This window comes from Streptomyces sp. NPDC016845 (genome assembly GCF_044332585.1).
Lineage (GTDB): Bacteria > Actinomycetota > Actinomycetes > Streptomycetales > Streptomycetaceae > Streptomyces.
Genome location: NZ_JBIRPI010000040.1, coordinates 24,476 through 40,614, shown reverse-complemented (window position 1 = coordinate 40,614; position 16,139 = coordinate 24,476). Strand labels below are relative to the sequence as shown.

At 70.5% G+C, this 16,139-nt stretch carries 13 protein-coding genes and 2 CRISPR repeat arrays; of the genes, 9 read left to right on the top strand and 4 right to left on the bottom strand.

Annotated features, from left to right (window positions below; all coding sequences use genetic code 11):
• Positions 1–113: 113 nt before the first annotated feature.
• Positions 114–2,102: a CRISPR direct-repeat array (repeat unit 29 nt; unit sequence CTGCTCCCCGCACCCGCGGGGATGGTCCC).
• A 1,363-nt stretch (positions 2,103–3,465) separates the two neighbouring features.
• A complete protein-coding gene (locus ACH4RC_RS40625) occupies positions 3,466–5,067 on the top strand; it encodes an ISL3 family transposase (protein WP_398209772.1) in 1,602 nt (533 codons plus the stop codon).
• 54 nt (positions 5,068–5,121) lie between these two features.
• Positions 5,122–5,559, top strand: a complete 438-nt coding sequence (locus ACH4RC_RS40620; RefSeq protein ID WP_398209770.1) for a DUF4259 domain-containing protein — start codon at positions 5,122–5,124, stop codon at positions 5,557–5,559.
• 136 nt (positions 5,560–5,695) lie between these two features.
• Here the strand turns inward: ACH4RC_RS40620 and ACH4RC_RS40615 are convergent, their stop codons facing one another.
• Both ACH4RC_RS40615 and ACH4RC_RS40610 read right to left on the bottom strand, forming a co-directional pair.
• On the bottom strand, positions 5,696–6,592 hold the full coding sequence (locus ACH4RC_RS40615; protein WP_398209768.1) for an SDR family NAD(P)-dependent oxidoreductase: 897 nt from the start codon (positions 6,590–6,592) through the stop codon (positions 5,696–5,698).
• 155 nt (positions 6,593–6,747) lie between these two features.
• The gene (locus tag ACH4RC_RS40610; protein ID WP_398209766.1) at positions 6,748–7,320 is read right to left on the bottom strand and encodes a TetR/AcrR family transcriptional regulator; all 573 of its coding nucleotides are present in this window, start codon (positions 7,318–7,320) and stop codon (positions 6,748–6,750) included.
• A gap of 122 nt (positions 7,321–7,442) precedes the next feature.
• Here ACH4RC_RS40610 and ACH4RC_RS40605 point away from each other — a divergent pair, with 122 nt between their 5' ends.
• Positions 7,443–7,571 carry a hypothetical protein gene (locus ACH4RC_RS40605; RefSeq protein ID WP_398209764.1) on the top strand — a complete coding sequence of 43 codons (129 nt, stop codon included), beginning with the start codon at positions 7,443–7,445 and terminating at the stop codon, positions 7,569–7,571.
• 9 nt (positions 7,572–7,580) lie between these two features.
• Positions 7,581–8,399: a helicase associated domain-containing protein gene (locus ACH4RC_RS40600; RefSeq protein WP_398209763.1), complete on the top strand. Its 819-nt coding sequence runs from the start codon at positions 7,581–7,583 to the stop codon at positions 8,397–8,399.
• Between the two features lie 11 nt (positions 8,400–8,410).
• Positions 8,411–8,744: direct repeats of the CRISPR family, unit length 29 nt; unit sequence GGGACCATCCCCGCGGGCGCGGGGAGCAG.
• An 89-nt stretch (positions 8,745–8,833) separates the two neighbouring features.
• Here the strand turns inward: ACH4RC_RS40600 and cas2e are convergent.
• Positions 8,834–9,196, bottom strand: a complete 363-nt coding sequence (gene cas2e, locus ACH4RC_RS40595) for a type I-E CRISPR-associated endoribonuclease Cas2e (protein ID WP_398209761.1) — start codon at positions 9,194–9,196, stop codon at positions 8,834–8,836.
• On the bottom strand, positions 9,193–10,176 hold the full coding sequence (gene cas1e, locus ACH4RC_RS40590) for a type I-E CRISPR-associated endonuclease Cas1e (RefSeq protein ID WP_398209759.1): 984 nt from the start codon (positions 10,174–10,176) through the stop codon (positions 9,193–9,195). The genes cas2e and cas1e overlap by 4 nt, the downstream gene beginning before the upstream one ends.
• 308 nt (positions 10,177–10,484) lie before the next feature.
• On the opposite strand from cas1e, the gene ACH4RC_RS40585 reads away from it, so the two are divergent.
• From ACH4RC_RS40585 to ACH4RC_RS40565, 5 genes are read left to right on the top strand one after another with little or no spacing between them, the layout of a single operon-like run.
• Entirely contained in the window at positions 10,485–12,023 is a 1,539-nt protein-coding gene (locus tag ACH4RC_RS40585) for a type I-E CRISPR-associated protein Cse1/CasA (protein ID WP_398209757.1), read from the top strand.
• Positions 12,020–12,604 carry a type I-E CRISPR-associated protein Cse2/CasB gene (gene casB, locus ACH4RC_RS40580; RefSeq protein ID WP_398209755.1) on the top strand — a complete coding sequence of 195 codons (585 nt, stop codon included), beginning with the start codon at positions 12,020–12,022 and terminating at the stop codon, positions 12,602–12,604. The genes ACH4RC_RS40585 and casB overlap by 4 nt, the downstream gene beginning before the upstream one ends.
• Positions 12,601–13,956, top strand: coding sequence for a type I-E CRISPR-associated protein Cas7/Cse4/CasC (locus ACH4RC_RS40575; protein WP_398209753.1), 1,356 nt, complete (start codon positions 12,601–12,603; stop codon positions 13,954–13,956). Before casB ends, ACH4RC_RS40575 begins: the two co-directional genes overlap by 4 nt.
• Complete coding sequence (cas5e, locus tag ACH4RC_RS40570) at positions 13,953–14,801, top strand: type I-E CRISPR-associated protein Cas5/CasD (protein ID WP_398209751.1); 849 nt, start codon at positions 13,953–13,955, stop codon at positions 14,799–14,801. The genes ACH4RC_RS40575 and cas5e overlap by 4 nt, the downstream gene beginning before the upstream one ends.
• Entirely contained in the window at positions 14,798–15,520 is a 723-nt protein-coding gene (locus tag ACH4RC_RS40565; protein WP_398209749.1) for a type I-E CRISPR-associated protein Cas6/Cse3/CasE, read from the top strand. The genes cas5e and ACH4RC_RS40565 overlap by 4 nt, the downstream gene beginning before the upstream one ends.
• Positions 15,521–16,139 lie beyond the last annotated feature (619 nt).

Below are 16,139 nucleotides of genomic sequence, written 5' to 3'. Positions count from 1 at the left end.
GTCACCCGCGCCCGCCTCGGCCGTCTTCTACGCCAAGGGCACGTCACGCAGCCCGGTCGGGGCCTCTACAAGAAGCGGACTTAACGCCCACTCAGTTCCCGCAAGGTCGTCTCCTGCTCCCCGCACCCGCGGGGAGGGTCCCGCGCGGTCGTCGCCGCGGTGCCGGACGGGGTACTGCTCCCCGCACCCGCGGGGATGGTCCCGCCGCGGTGGTCCAGGACGAGACTCTGCCCGGCTGCTCCCCGCACCCGCGGGGGTGGTCCCCACATCGCGGCGGCGCCCTCGGGCCCGTACTTCTGCTCCCCGCACCCGCGGGGATGGTCCCATGATCTGGGCGGGCGGAAAGGTCCGGGTCACCTGCTCCCCGCATCCGCGGGGATGGTCCCGTGTGCAGCCTGCGGCACTGGTCCTGGCTGTGCTGCTCCCCGCATCCGCGGGGATGGTCCCAAGTATCTGGCCGATGCACGCCGACGCATCGCCTGCTCCCCACACCCGCGGGGATGGTCCCGATATCAGGCAATCTGACCTTGGTGAGGAGCCCTGCTCCCCGCACCCGCGGGGATGGTCCCCGCACGGGTGTCTGACGGCCCCGGCGCTCTTCCTGCTCCCGCACGCGCGGGGATGGTCCCCCCCCCAGGTAGGCAGCGGAGTTACGAGCGTCGCTGCTGCCCGCACGCGCGGGGATGTCTCCAGGCTCACATGATCGTCGCTCAGGCGGTCGAGCTGCTCCCGCACCCGCCGGAATGGTCCCTGCTTCTTCGGGGTGCCGGTCGTCACCGCCGGCTGCTCCCCGCACCTGCGGGGATGGCCCCATCGCGCCGGTCGTCGTGCTGAACGTCTCAGCCCACTCCCCGCACGCGCGGGGATGGTCCCTACAGCGACGTCGCCTACAACTTCACGGCGTGCTGCTCCCCGCACCCGCGAGGATGGTCCCGGGTTCCATGTCACCGCCTGACCGGGGTAGTACTGCTCCCCGCACCTGCGGGGATGGTCCCTGCAACTGCACTCTCGACTACGCGAAGGAGGGCTGCTCCCCGCACCCGCAGGGATGGTCCCGGCGGCACTCCGAGCAAGACCCGGTACCGCCCGCCCTTCCCCCACTGCTCCCCGCACCCGCGGGGATGGTCCCGGGCTGGTCCCGTGCGCCTGTTCCACGGGATCCTGCTCCCCGCACCGGCGGGGATGGTCCCGACCCGGTGGCGCCCTTCATGGTCTTGCCGTGCTGCTCCCCGCACCCGCGGGGATGGTCCCTGCTTCTTCGCGGGCCGGTAGCCGCCCGGCGGCTGCTCCCCGCACCGCGGGGATGATCCTGAGAAGGCGCCGACGACCTACACCGTGGAGCGCTGCTCCCCGCACGGGCGGGGATGGCCCCACCCCGGTCGCGACCCGCAAGGACCTCGAGCACTGCCCCGCACGCGCGGGGATGGTCCCCACATCGCGGCGGCGCCCTCGGGCCCGTACTTCTGCTCCCCGCACCCGCGGGGGTGGTCCCTGCCCGCCACCGGCGAACCCGTCCTCGACCCCCTGCTCCCCGCATCCGCGGGGATGGTCCCGCGCTCATCCAGCCCGTCGTGTCCGGCGTCCACTGCTCCCCGCACCCGCGGGGATGGTCCCTTGCTCCGCCTCCTGGCGGGCGCCCTGCCGTCCTGCTTCCCGCACCCGCGGGGATGGTCCCGCGGCAGGGATCGACAGGCGCTCCATCCAGCGCTGCTCCCCGCACCCGCGGGGATGGTCCCCGGCGGCGGCGCTTGCGGTCGTGCCGACGGCGCTGCTCCCCGCACCCGCGGGGATGGTCCCGACTACATCGGCATCCCGTGGGACTACGCGTCCTGCTCCCCGCACCCGCGGGGATGGTCCCCACTCGACTGGTAGGCCGACACCCCGTTAAACCTGCTCGCCGCACACGCGGGGATGGTCCCTCCGGCCGGGGCCGTACTTGTTGATCACGGCGCTGCTCCCCGCACGCGCGGGGATGGTCCCCCTGGCGGGTTCGGTTCCAACGTGAGGACGAGCTGCTCCCCGTACGCACGGGGGTGGTCCCGTCGCCGAGGCGTTCCGGTTGGGCAACGCGCCCTGCTCCCCGCACGCCGGGATGGTCCCGGCATGAAGTGGCTCGGCCTCGAGGACAGTTCCTGCTCCCCACATGTGCGGGGGCGGTCCCAGGCGCCGCAGGAGGGCGAACAGGCCCGTAGGCTGCTTCCCGCACCCGCGGAGATGGTCCCGCCCACCCGTACGGCCGATGGCCCCCGCGCGTCCGCTCCCCGCACGCGCGGGGATGGTCCCGTCATGCGGCGTTTCGGGGGGATGGCCAAGAACGGCTCCCCGCACGCGCGGGGATGGTCCCACGGCTGCCACGCGGTGAACTTGCTCCGCGGACTGCTCCCCGCACGCGCGGGGATGGTCCCCACCACCGGCCGCCCGGCCTAGGCCCACCCCTCTGCTCCCGCACGCGCGGGAATGGTCCCGCAATGAGGGCGGGCGCGTGCTCGTCGCACGTCTGCTCCCCGCACGCGCGAGGATGGTCCCGGCCGCTTGACTTCCGCTGACGCGCGGTCCTGGCTGCTCCCCGCATGCGCGGGGATGGTCCCCGGCACTGCCCGCCTGGTAGTTGGGCGATTGCCTGCTCCCCGCACGCGCGGGGATGGTCCCCGGCGCCCCCATTTCCAACCGGCGGTTGGTGTCTGCTCCCCGCACCCGCGGGGATGGTCCCGTCGTCAACCCGCTGATGAACCGGATCCCTGGCTGATCCCCGCACCCGCGGGGATGGTCCCAGCTCCCGCCGATCCGCAACCTTGGCCTTCCCCTGCTCCCCGCACCTGCGGGGATGGCCCCTACAACGTCGGCGACACCGTCGCCGCCCAACTCTGCTCCCCGCACCCGCGGGGATGGTCCCGTGGCGAACGCAAGGATGATCAGGTACGTCATCTGCTCCCCGCACCCGCGGGTATGGTCCCCCTGGCCAGTCCACTCCGTGGGCGCGCGTCTTCCCTGCTCCCCGCACGCGCGGGGATGGTCCCAAGGGCGACCAGGTCGCCAAGTCCCTGCCCGCCTGCTCCTCGCACGCGCAGGGATGGTCCTGCGACGGGGCAACCGGGGGCCGTGCTGACGTCCTGCTCCCCGCACGCGCGGGTATGGTCCCCTGTCGACCGACTCCGAACTGTGGGTCCTTGACTGCTCCCCGCACCTGCGGGGATGGTCCCAGGGCGCGTTGGATGTCGGGCGAGAACCGGCTCTGCTCCCCGCACGCGCGGGAATGGTCCCCAGGAGAGCGGCGGCAACCCGCGAGCGATCAACTGCTCCCTGCACGCGCGGGGATGGTCCCACTGGCTTTATTCACGAGTAGTGGCTCTGGCTCAACTTCTAATACGCGGCTACTCTCCGTGACTGCTGGGCCTCTTCGAGCTGTGGGTGAAGTCGCCTGAAAATGATTCCTGGGCAACGCAGTTGGGCTGAATGTTCAGGGCCGTGGAAGAGGTCCTGCTCCGGCTCAAGGAGTTACTGTTCCCGTCGATCGCAGCCATCGCGGTGCTGTCGGTAGACGTGAACATCGCGATCGTGCGCGTTGACGCGCAATGCACCGCCGAAGGCGCCGTGTGCCCAATCTGTGGCACCTGGTCGAACCGGGTTCACGGTTCCTACCTGCGGTTCCCTGCTGATGTTCCCAGCGGAGGCCGACGGGTTGTCCTTCAACTGAAGGTCCGACGGTTCACCTGTGGAAACTCGGACTGCGCACGCCGTACCTTCGTCGAGCAGATACCGGGCCTGACGCGTCGGCACAGTCAGCGGACCGAACGGTTGCGCTCGACCCTGGCGTCGGTCGGCTTGGCGCTCGCGGGCCGGGCCGGGGCCCGTATCGCCGGCGTTCTCGGCGTTTCCGTCAGCCGCAGCACGGTGCTTCGTCTGGTGGACGCGCTTCCCGAGCCCGAGGTGGCCGCACCACGGGTTATCGGCGTTGACGAGTACGCGACCCGGAAGGGCCGCCACTACGGCACAGTCCTCATCGACATCGAGACCCGCCGCCCCATCGACCTGCTGCCCGACCGGGAGGCGTCCAGCCTGGCGGCCTGGCTCGCCACGCGGCCGAGCGTTGAGGTGATCTGCCGTGACCGGGCGCCGTTCTTCGCCGAAGGTGCCACCGTCGGCGCTCCACAGGCGGTCCAGGTCGCGGACCGCTGGCACCTCTGGCACAACGTGAGCGAGGCTGCCGAACGGGCCGTCGCTCAGCACCGCCGCTGCCTCCGCGCCCTTGTCACGGCCGCCCCCGATCCCGATCCGGAGCCTGCGCCGGAGAAAGATCCCTCTGGCTCGCCATGGCCGACCGGCCATCGTTTCGCCGACCGCACCAGGGCCCGGCACGCCGACGTCCACGCACTGCTGGAAGCCGGGCACAGCCGTCGCTCGGTCCAGCGGCAGCTCGGAATGACCTGGCGGACCGTCAAGCAGCTCGCCGAGGCCAAGGCTCCGGAGGAGCTGTTCACCGGCCAGTGGCAGAACCGGCCCTCGGTCCTCGATGATTACAAGCCCTACCTGGACGACCGGTGGAACGAGGGCTGCACCAATGCCTGGAAGCTGTGGGAAGAGATCGTGCCGCTCGGCTACAAGGGCAGCTACCAGCGCGTCCGCGCCTACCTGCACAAGAAGCGCACTTCCCCACGACCGGTAGTCGCCCGGCCGCCCTCACCCCGAACGGTCGCCGGATGGATTCTCCGGCGACCGGAAACCCTTCCCGAGCCCGAACAACTGCTGCTCAAAACCGTGCGCACCCACTGCCCCGAGATCGACGCGCTCACCCGACACGTCCGCGCTTTCGCCGTCATGCTGACCGAGCGCCAGGGCGAGCGTCTTCCGGACTGGCTCGTCGCCGTCCGGCAGGACGATCTGCCCAGTCTCCACACCCTTGCCGCCGGCATCGACCGCGACCGCGATGCCGTCATCGCCGGTCTCACCCTGCCCTGGAGCTCGGGCGCAGTTGAAGGCCATGTCAACCGCATCAAAATGATCAAGCGGCAGATGTATGGACGCGCTGGCTTCAACCTCCTGCGCAAGCGGGTGCTGCTTGCCTCCTGAGCGCACTGTCAGTGGCCAGTGCGACGATCCCCAGACGACCGCGCGAGGAGAGACATGGGCACCTGGGACATCGGCCCCTTCGATAACGACACCGCCGCCGATTTCGCCGGTGACCTGGACGAGGCAGCACTGGAAGAGCGCGAAGCCATGATCCGGGGCGTGCTCAAGCGTGCCGCCGGGCCCGCGGACTTCCTGGGTATCTACGACGGCGAGCGAGCCGTGGGCGCGGCGGCTCTGGTCGTTGCCCAGCATTCTGACTGCGATCGGCCGTGTTCGAACTATGGCCCTTCGGAGCCGCTACCGGAGTTGCCTGCAGACCTTCGAATGCTCGCCGTCGACGCCCTGGATCAAGTGGTTTCCAACCGGTCTGAACTCGCCGAGCTGTGGGCCGAAGCCGCGGACTGGTCGAAGTGGCGCCAGGACATCACCCGCCTCCGCGACGCCCTCGACCCTCCGATCCCGCCACAAGAGGAAGCCCTGTTCGAAATCTAATCGGTGACCCGCAGTCACGGATCACAGAACCTGAGCCAGAACCTGAGAAGCGACAGCGCTCTCTCCGTTCCGGTGTGCGGCGGATCCGCCGCAGAACCAGAGTTCTGGACGTCGTCCGGGGGCGAGCGGTCGGATGTCACTTGTGCTGCACGCCGTGACCGCCGTCCAGGGGCGCCAGCCGCCGACTGAGCTCAAGTACCTTCTCGATGGTCCGGGGGTCGTCGGCGCCACGGAAAACCGGGGCCGGGCGGGCCCCGGGCCCGATGAGTACGCCGGCCTGCCCCTCGAGTGAGGCATCGGTGGCCGCGAAGACCGACGGCAAAGCAGCCACTGACGCGGGGCCGGTGGTGGCGCGTGTGAAGGTCCGGCGCACCAGCGGCCACAGCAGGCGCAGTGGCGGGGAGACGATCTTCGGTGAGGTCATGGTGCCGTCGGTCATGCTGGTGGCGGCGCCGCCGGGGTCGGCCGCGAAGACGGTGACGCCGGTGCCGCGGAGGCGTTCGGCCAGGTGAAGGGTGTAGGCGAGGTTGGCGAGCTTGGCTCGGCCGTACCAGTGGAAGGCGTAGTAGCCGCCCGGCGGTTCCGCGGCGTCGAAGGTGCGCCTGGCGGCCTTGACGGCGGCGGAGGTGACGTTGACGATCCGGCTCGGTGCGGCCGCCTGGAGCCGGTCGAGCAGCAGTTCGGTCAGCAGGTACGGCGAGAGGTGGTTGACGGCGAAGGACGCCTCGATGCCGTCGACGGTCTGGCGGCGTTGGGGGAACATCGCACCGACGTTGTTGACCAGCACCTTCAGCGGACCTTCGGCTGCCAGGTGCGCGGCCAGCGCCCGCACCTGATCGAGCGATGCGAGGTCGGCGGTCAGGAATTGCGGTGCGGCTCCGGTCGCGACCGCCGCGATCTCCTTGATGGCGCTCGTGCCGCGCTCGGCGTTGCGGCCGACCACCGTCACGGCGTACCCGTGCCGCGCGAGTCCCTTCGCGGTCTCCAGACCGATGCCTCCGGTCCCCGCCGTCACCACTGCCCGCTCGCTCATGGCCCCGCCCCTCACTGCCGCACACCAAGTGGATAGTTATCCGTTTCGATGGGCGCACGCTAACACAATCGGATAGCTATCCGGTTGGTGCGGAGAGGACGAACAGCCCGACGGACCGCCGGACCGACACGGGCAGGAGAGGAGGTGCGCCGCCGTCAGCGCGGCGGGCGCAGACCCTCCAGCAGAACGTCCAGGTAGAGGTCCCGGCGTGCACCGCCCCCGGAGTGCACCGCATGGTGCACACCGCACAGTAAGCGGCGCACGTCCTCGGCATCGACACCGTCTCGGATCGCGCCACTCAGACGGGCGCGGTCCAGCAGGCCGGTGACCGCCTGGTCGAGTTCGGCCCTCATGTCCGCGGTCTGCGCACTGGCGTCGGCAGCAGATTCCAGCACGGCCGCGAAGTCCGGGTCGTCGAGCATGCGGTCCAGCGCGAAGCGCAGCAGACGACGCAGACCCGCACGCGGGTCACCGGCGGCCACCGCCGCCTGCGCCTGTGCGACCAGTTCCCGGAAGCGTTCCGCCGAGAGCGCCTCGACCAGCGCATGGCGGTTGGGAAAGTGCCGGTAGACCGTCCCCACACCCACCCCGGCAAGCCGGGCGATGGCATTCAGCTGCAATGACGTGTCACCAGCGGCCAGTCGCTCGCGGGCGATCCGCAGGATCCGGGCCCGATTGCGCACCGCATCCGCCCGCAGCTCCGTCTCCTGCCCCGCCCTCGGTGTCACGCCCCCAGCATAAGCAGCCCAGGCCCCGGCCAGAGCCGAGGCCAACCGAAACGCACAACCACTCACGCCACAAGACCGGACGACTCGATGCCGAAGGGGTCGCGGAACTGGAGGAGCTGGGCATGGTGTGGGCGCCACGCGAGGACGCCTTCAACGACGGCCTCACCGCCGCGAAGGCGCGGGCGCAGGTGCACGGGCACTTCCTGCCGCCCGCGACCGCCGTGTGGAACGACTACCCGGTCGGGAAGTGAGCGAAGAACATGCTCCATGCGGCCAAGCTCGCCGACCAGATCGCCGCACGCCGCGAAGCCGGCGAACCGGTCGCGTCCGCGGCCGGGACGCTCACCGACGAGCGGCGCCAGCAGCTGGACGACATCGACCCCGGCTGGCAACGCTGCCTGCGTCTGCTCCAGGCACACCTGGCCGACGGCGGAAGCCTGCCCACGAAGGCCGGGGAGGTCGTGGTCCGGGGCGAGGACCTCGGACGCTGGGTCACCGCACAACGGTACGGCTTCGACCAGCTGCTCCCTGCGCAACAGTGGCTGCTGGAGAACGCCCTCGGCATCAAGGCGGCCGCGGAGGAGGAGCGGCCGGTGAAGCGGACCCAGGAGGACAAGTGGCTCCTCAACCTCGCCGCCGCCCGCCAGTTCCACGCCCGCGAGGGCCACCTCAACGTCCCCCGCAAGCACGTCGAAGAGCTGCCACTGGAGGCGGCCGGACCCGCCGCCACCGGACGGGAGACCACACCGGAGGGCACCGTCCTGGTCGACCTGGGGACGTGTGGACGGCAAACGTACGCCGCCGCGCCAACAAACTCATCGAACAACGACGCACGGCACTCGACCAGCTCGGCATGCGCTGGTAAGCCGTGCAATGACATCACGGCTCGCTGCTGGCCAACCCACTGCTACGACCCCGAGTGTTCACAGAGTGGGCGGACCAGACCCGCGTTGCGGTGCCACCGGGGTGTACGCACGCCACTCCCACAGACGCGAAGAGCAGCCTGTACATCGGCCGAGTTACGGAGGCAGGCGGCATCATTCCCGCGCGCAGGAGCAGTCGGCCCGGCCATCGCGTAACGCGGATAGCGGGGATCATCCCCGCAGGCGCGGGGAGCAGTCGATCGAGCAGACCGTCGGGACGCTCTCCGCGGGACCATCCCCGCGGGCGCGGGGAGCAGAGCCGAGCAAGGCGTAGACATCATCACGGCCGGGGACCATCCCCGCGGGCGCGGGGAGCAGCCCGCCGTCAGTGACGCCCACGTGGCCGCCCTGGGACCATCCCCGCGGGCGCGGGGAGCAGGAGATGGCCGAGCCGGAGTTCAGCGAGGGGACGGGACCATCCCCGCGGGCTCGGGGAGCAGGGCCGACTGTGGTGGGCCCGCCTTCAGGGCCGGGGACCATCCCCGCGGGCGCGGGGAGCAGACTGGATGACCTGGGGGTTTTCAAGTCCAGGCCTCGCTTTTCAGTACTTCCTCCGAATCCGACATACGCATCAAAACGGATATCCCGTGTTACTGGCGTCCGAAGCGCCGGCGTTTGGAGGCTCTGCTCCAGCCTGTCGGCGGGGTGGACTGGGGTGGCCTGTCTGTCGCCGGGGCATTAGGAGCGGGGCGTCGGATAAGGGTGAGCCCTTCATGGTCGGTCGGGTGCCAAGCATGGTCATGAGTGCGGAAGGTGAAGCCCTGTTCGTTGTCGGTGGTACGGGCCAGCAGAGCGCGGCCCTGGTCGGCGTACTGCTGGACTTCGTGCCAGAGGACGTCGCGGATGCGGGCCGAGGGATTGCCGACGAAGACGCCTGCGGAAATCTCCAGCATCCAGCGGGTGAGGAAGCCGCGCAGGCCGGTGGGGCAGTTGGTGAGGACGATGACGGTCACCAGAGCTCGTCTCCGTAGTCCTCGGCTCCGTCGCCGCCGTAGTTGATGCCGGAGGCGACGTGGTGGCCGCCGTCGCTGTGCAGCGTGACCACGTCGTGGCCGGCACCCGCAGACGGCGTAGTGGAGTTGGCGGTGTCGGGTGGCAGGAGCAGGCGTTGGATGTCGTTCACGCACCGGTCGAGCAGAGACAGTTCGGTGATGCGGTCGCGCAGGGCGCGGCGGGTGCGGGGGCCGGTGTCTTCGTCGCTTTCGGCGGCTGTGTCGAAGGCGAGGGGGATGCCGATTTCGGTTTTGTACAGGTCGGCGATGTCCAGGACGAAGGACAGTTCGTGGCCGGAGTGGATGAAGCCGAGGGCGGGGCTGCATCCCAGGGAGGTGACGACGGCGTGGGCGATGCCGTACATGCACTGGGCGGCGGCGGTGATGGCCTGGTTGACGGGATCCCCGCTGGCATAGTCGCCGGGGGTGTAGCGGCGGCCGCGCCAGCGGATGCCGGTGCGGGCGGCCTGGGCGCGGTAGCAGTCCTTGACGCGTCGCCCTTCGCGGCCCAGGAGTTCCTGGCGGGTCAGGCCCGCAGGGTCCTCATCGGGAAAACGCAGCCGGTACATCGCACGGGCCACCGCCAGGCGGCTGCGGGGATTGGCCCACTGCCGCGCTTGTGCCTCCATCAGCGCCGAGGAGCGGCTGAGGGCGCGGCCGGAGGCGTAGTAGCGCACGCCGTGTTCACCGACCCAGCACACGGCCGCGCCCACCTCGCCCAGCACCGTCATCGCCTGGTGGGTGACGCGGGTGCCGGGACCGAGCAGGAGCGTGCCGATGGTGGCCGCAGGGATGTGGGTGGTGCCTTCCGCGTCCTGGGCGGTGATGGCGTTAGCGTCACGGTGCACCAGACAGCGTTCCAGGTAGAGGAAGGACAGCCGGTCGCTGGTGCGAGTGAGCTGACGCGGAGTGAGAGCCGCCCGCCTGGCGACCGACGTCATGCCGTCACCCGGCGGGCGGGAGTGAGCGGGGCCAGGGTGAGCAGGCCGCAGCCGTAGGCACTTGGGCGTGGGTGCGGCGCAGTGAGTCGAGGCTCCGGCCAACCGTCAACTCCTCGTCTGTGCGATGGATTTCGCAATCTTGACGAACCGGTCGCCTCGGATACTCCCTCCTGCTAGCGTCCTGTCATATGCCAGAAGTTAAACCGTTAAGAGCAGTGAGGCGATGACGGAACGTGGCTGAGCCAAGTGCCTTACGTGCCCGACCATTTCGGCCCCGATGGGATCCGCGCGAGGTCCCGTGCATCCCGGTGCTGACTCTGGACGACCGGCTTGTTGATGTGAGCCTGGTAGACCTGCTCCACGATGCCGACGGTCTGCGGACTGTGGAAGGCGGCACGCCGGGCGAAAAGGTTGCGGTCATCGAGTTCCTGCTGGCCATCTGCTACGCATCCGGCACGTATCCGAAGTCGGCTGCGCAGTGGCCTGCCTGGGTGGACGAGAAGGATGCTCTCCGGCCGGCCGCCCAGTGGCTCGCGCAGCGGCCCGAGAGCGAAGTCTGGGACTTGTTCCATCCTGTGGAGCCGCTGGGGCAGAACGCCTTGCTTGCCCCGTACCTTGACGAGCACGGCGCCGGGCCGGCGCAACTGGTGATCGAACGCGTCGGTGACTACAACCAGTTCTTCGACCACCACCACCTGGAGCATCCCAGCCCGCTGCCGGTCGCCGCGGCCTTCCGGGCCATGCTCACCCAGCACGTGTACGGGCCGGCCGGGCGGGCCAGGGTCTCGGGGAAGGCGACGCTGGGTGCCACCATCACCAATCTCGCCGCTGCCCGCCTCGGCACGCGCATCCGGGTCATCGCGCTCGGGGACACCCTGGGTGAGACGCTGCGCCTCAATCTCGCCCCGGTCAACGGGCCGCGTGGGGAGCTGAACCGTACGTGGACCGTCGGCACGAAGCGGCGGGGATTCACCTCCAAGCCCAAGGGGCGAGCGGTGGCGGGCCCGGCCGATCTGCACAGCTACCTCGGCCGCTCCATCCTGCTGCGCCCGACCCCGGACGGTGAGTTCGTAGACCGGGTGCTGCTCGGTGCGGGCGAGCTCCTGTCGCTGACGGACGAACACATGCAGGATGCGGTGTATGCCACGCGGGCGGACGGCACCCGCAAACCGCTGTGGGCTTCGGCGACCCGGGCGGTCTGGCGGCAGGCGCACGCCCTCTACGCGGCGGTGGCCGAGGCCCGTGCGCAGGCCGGCAGCAACGACGGCGGCACCTTGTACCGCAGACTGGCACTTTTCCCGGCCGAGGATGTGGCGCCCGAGCCCGGCCAACAGCCCGCGCGCCGCATCGAGTTGTGGGCGGTCGGACTGGTCGCCAAGCAGACGACCGCCATCGCCTGGGTGGACGGGACGTTTCCGTTCGCCCCCGGGCTGGAGGCCCGCCTGTATCTCGCCTCCTACCGGGGATCAGAGATCGCCGAACACGTGGCGGACGCCTTGTACAAGGCGGCGTTCGCGGCATGGCGCGTGGCCTATCCGAACCCCAAACCGGCCGACAAGAGCAGTCAGATCGCGCGGTTCGATGCGGGCGCTCAGCACTGGGCGGCCACGCAGGAGCCGTTCGATGTGCTGATGGAGGAGACGACGCTGGGTGAGGACGTGCGCGCGCTGCTGCTGGAGTACGCCGAGACCCTCGCCCTCACCGCGCGCAAGTTCCTGGCCGAATGCCTTGACCCGCTGCCCAGGAACGCACAGGGCACCAAGGCCCGGGCCGCCGCCCTGAGGCGGTTCGACGAGGAATTGGCGTCGCCGAAGGCTCCGGCCGAACTGAGAGGGGAGTCCGCATGACCACCAGGCCCGGCGCCGAACCGGAAGCCAGTGACAGCGCCGTCGCGCTCACGGCCTGGCTCGCCAGCCTCGTCCGCAACCACGACTACGCCAGCCTGGCCGAACTCCGGCGCCCCCGCGTCCAGCGCGAACCGCACTTCAGGGCCCTGTGGTTCAGCCCGGACGAGGCGCAGCGGGAGGTCTACGCCCAGGTCGCCTTCCTGTTCGCCATCTACCACCAGGGGCGCTCGCAGCCCGCCTACGGCTACGGCAGTCTCGGGGAGGCGGCGCGCCGGATCGGCAGCGGAGACAGGCGCGGCCCTGAGGATCCGGGCGCTGCCCGATTGATCGACCGCATCGTTTCCAGTCGCCGCATCCCCTGGCGGCATCTGCAGCACGCCGTCGCTCGCCTGCGGGCCTGCGAGCGGCAGCCACCCTCCTGGCCCCGGCTGGTCGACGACCTCAACCGGTGGCACGACCGCAAGGCCCGGGTCCCCTACGAATGGGGCGTGGCCTTCCACATCCCCGCGGCCCGGGCCGCCGCCGCGCGTTCCGCTGCCCTGCCTGCCGCCTCCTCTCTTGAGAAGGACTCCCTTACGTGACCAGAAACTCTCCTGCCACCGGCAGCCAGTTCCTCTCCCTGCACCTGCTGGAGACCCTGGTGGCCGTGCTCCCGGTGCGTGATGAGAACGGGGCACCCAAGTCCATCGTCTACGGCGGCGCCGAGCGCCACATGATCACCAGTCAGGCGCGGCGCCGGGCCGAGCGGATCCATGCCCGCGACCGCGCCAACGCCGGGCGCGGCGCCCTGGCCGGGCGGGCCACCGGCATCCGCACCCGCGAGTGGGCTCTGCTCACCGCCCGCGAGCTCACCGCCGAGCACGGCTGGCAGCAGGACGAGGCGATCCGCACCGCGCGCGCCGTGATCGAGGCCACCGGCCTGAAGTTCGGCGAGGCGGACAAGAAGACCGTCGCCAACCTGACCCGGGTGCTGCTGTTCGCGCCGGCGGACGCCGGCACCCGCATCGCCGCCCATATCGCCGAGCACGCCGAGAGCGTGCGGGCGTGGAGCGAGGAGTACCTGACGGCACAGACCGCCGCCGCGGCGGCGGCCAAGAAGAAGCGCGGCCGCAAGAACAAGGACAAGGACGCGGTGCCGGAGGAGGCGGAGGAGGAGACCGCAGCAGAGGCGAAGCTGCCCCCGGTGCCGGCCGCGACCCGCGCCGCGGTCCTCACCGCGCTCGCCCCGCGCGACGCCATCGACATCGCCCTGTACGGGCGCTTCCTCGCCGAGATCGCGGACTCCCCCAACGTCGACGGAGCGGTCCAGAGCAGCCACGCCTTCACCGTGCACGAAGCGGAGCAGGTCGACGACTTCTACGCGGCGGCCGACGACGCGAAGCTGGACCGCAAGAAGAACGCGCTGGACTTCCTCGACGCGGCCGACGACGCCGGCGCCGGGATGACCGGCTACCAGTCGCTGATCTCGGGCACCTTCTACCGCCACGCCGTGCTCGACCGCCGGCGGCTGCGCCGCAACCTGCAGGCGGCCGGAATGAGCGAGCCCGAAGCGGAGGAAGTCGCGGTGGCGGCGGAGGCGGAGTTCGTCACCGCCTTCGTCGAGGCCTTCCCCGAGGCGAAGCGGAACTCCACCGCCTCCACCGGCTCCCTGCCCGCCCTCGTCCTGGCCTTCGAAGGCGAGCGCCCCTACAACTACGCGGCCGCCTTCCAGACCCCCATCGACGAAAGCCCCCTGGACAAGAACGGCGAAGGCCCCGCCGGGCCGGCCGCGGTCAAACGGCTGCTCAAGCACCACGCCTTCGTCAGCCGGCGCCGCCCCGACATCAGCGCCGGACGCGTGCTGACCTACGACCCGCAGATCAACGACCTCCTGGACACCCTGGACGACACCGGCGTTGCGGCCGTGTCCGGCATCGAGGAGCTCACGGCGTGAGCGGGCACGTCCTGCTCGTCCGCCTGGCCGCCCCCCTGCAGTCCTGGGGGGTGGCCTCCCGCTTCTCCCACCGCGACACCCATCCCCGCCCCACCAAGTCCGCCGTCCTCGGCCTGTGCGCGGCGGCCCTCGGCCGGGACCGCACCGAGCCGGTGGACGACCTCGCCGCCCTCACCTTCGGAGTCCGCGCCGACCACCCGGGCACCCCGGTACGCGACTACCACACCGTCGGCGCCGGCCACTTCCCGCTGCGGCCCCGCGACCTCATCACCGACCACCGCCGGGCCGCCGCCCTCGCCAAAAGCATGGAAAACGCCGAGGGAACAGAGTTCGGCCACCACGAACTCGCCCGCTGGTACGGGGCCCCGAAGAAGATCACCCAGGATCCCGTCTCCGGCACCCTCGTCTCCGCCGAACTCTCCCGCTCCGCAATGATCACCGAACGCTGGTACCTGTCGGACGCCGCGTTCCTCGCCGCCCTGCACCACCCCGACAAGGCGCTGCTGGAAGACATCGCCCACGCCCTGGAACACCCGAAAAGGCTGCTGTGGCTCGGCCGCAAATCCTGCCCGCCCTCCGGCACCCTGGCCGCGGAGATTCTGCCCGGCACCATCACCGAAGCCTTCACCGCCAAACGCCTGCTGCCCGGCCCGCCGGGCAACGCAAGCGCGGGCCGGCGCCCCTGGGCATGGATCCAGGTCCCCTCCGGCACCCGCGGCGCCCTGCAGATCAACGATCAGCCCGTCAGCTTCGACCCCGGCCGCCGCACCCACGCCACCCGCTGGGAGACCCGCACCCGCATCACCATCGCACCGACCGCCACCGAATGGGACATCATCCCGTGACCAGCACCCGGGCCGCCACCGCCCGCTTCGTCGCCACCCACTCCGTCCTCTGCCTCGACGCCCGCCACCCCCTGGTCGCCAAGTCGATGATCGATGCCCAGGAGATGCACCGGACCGTCATGAGCGGCTTCCGCGGCTGGGTCGAGGACGGCGCCCCCAATCCGCGCGCCGACATGGGAGTGCTGTCCACCTGGTCCGTCGACCTCAAAGCCGCCGCCCTCGTTCTGGTCGTCCAGTCCCGTGTCCCCGGCGACTGGTCCCGGATCCCGCGTGCTGCTTTCACCACCGCCCCGCACATCATCACCGTCGACCGCACCTTCACCGCAGGCGAACCCGTCCCCTTCCGCACGGTCGTCAACCCCACCCGCAGCAAACCGTCGGGCAAACCCGTCTCCGAAGGCGTCCGGGGCACCCGCACCGCACACACCACACCCGAGCACGTGAAACGGTGGTTCACCCGGCGCCTGCAACCCGTCGGCGAACCCAAGACAGCCCCCGACGGCGGCGCCCGCATCGGCGCCACCACCGACCCCGACACCCTCGGCATCCGCATGCTGCCGACCATCTCCAGCGCCCACCGCAACAAACCCGTCCGGATCGGCCGAGCCGAGATCCGCGGCACCCTCACCGTCACCGACCCCGACACCCTCGTCGAAGCCCTGGCCAACGGCCTCGGCCACGCCCGCGCCTACAGCTGCGGCCTCATCCTCACCCGCTGAACACACCGGCAGGAGACGCGGGCGCGAACACCACGGCCTGGTTGAGGACGCGTGCGGCGGGCCGCGCTTGCGGTGGGCCGGGCCCGCACCCTGCCGGCCATCCCCGCACACGCGGGGGAAAAAGGGACGCAGTGCTCCTAACGGGAGCCATTCCCGCACATCCGCGGGAGGACCGACGGGGGCCGAGGCTACGCCTGGCCGCCCCGCCAGGGCCAGCCCGATACACCTCACCGGCCGCCACGACGGCGCATCAAAATGCTCAGCGTCGCCCGGGCATCACGCCGGCGCTCCGAAGTACGGAACAGGACAGACGAAGCCGCCACCGTCACCACCGCCCCGCAGTAGGCGAACGCAGTGACAACGGAAAGGCCCACACCCGCCCGGAAAACGGGCTCAACGACACTCGACAGCACGGACATCCAAGTCCCCCTCGGGATCAGCAGCCAGAGGTCCTCTCCCCGGCGCGGTCCCACAGATATCCACCAACCCGGGGGCGTTCAGCACACTTCACACGGCCGGAAAACCCGCAGAGAACCTGGTCAGGGGGCAGATGAAAATGCGTTCAGCGAACTCTTCCGCAGACGACGAAACGGGCGGTGACAGGCAGACACCGACGTTC

Coding starts and splice junctions, on each gene's coding strand:
- ACH4RC_RS40620 (WP_398209770.1), top strand. CDS start 5,122: ATGGGCACCTGGGACATCGGCCCCTTCGATAACGACACCGCCGCCGAT.
- ACH4RC_RS40615 (WP_398209768.1), bottom strand. CDS start 6,592: ATGAGCGAGCGGGCAGTGGTGACGGCGGGGACCGGAGGCATCGGTCTG.
- ACH4RC_RS40605 (WP_398209764.1), top strand. CDS start 7,443: ATGGTGTGGGCGCCACGCGAGGACGCCTTCAACGACGGCCTCACCGCC.
- ACH4RC_RS40600 (WP_398209763.1), top strand. CDS start 7,581: ATGCTCCATGCGGCCAAGCTCGCCGACCAGATCGCCGCACGCCGCGAA.
- cas1e (WP_398209759.1), bottom strand. CDS start 10,176: ATGACGTCGGTCGCCAGGCGGGCGGCTCTCACTCCGCGTCAGCTCACT.
- casB (WP_398209755.1), top strand. CDS start 12,020: ATGACCACCAGGCCCGGCGCCGAACCGGAAGCCAGTGACAGCGCCGTC.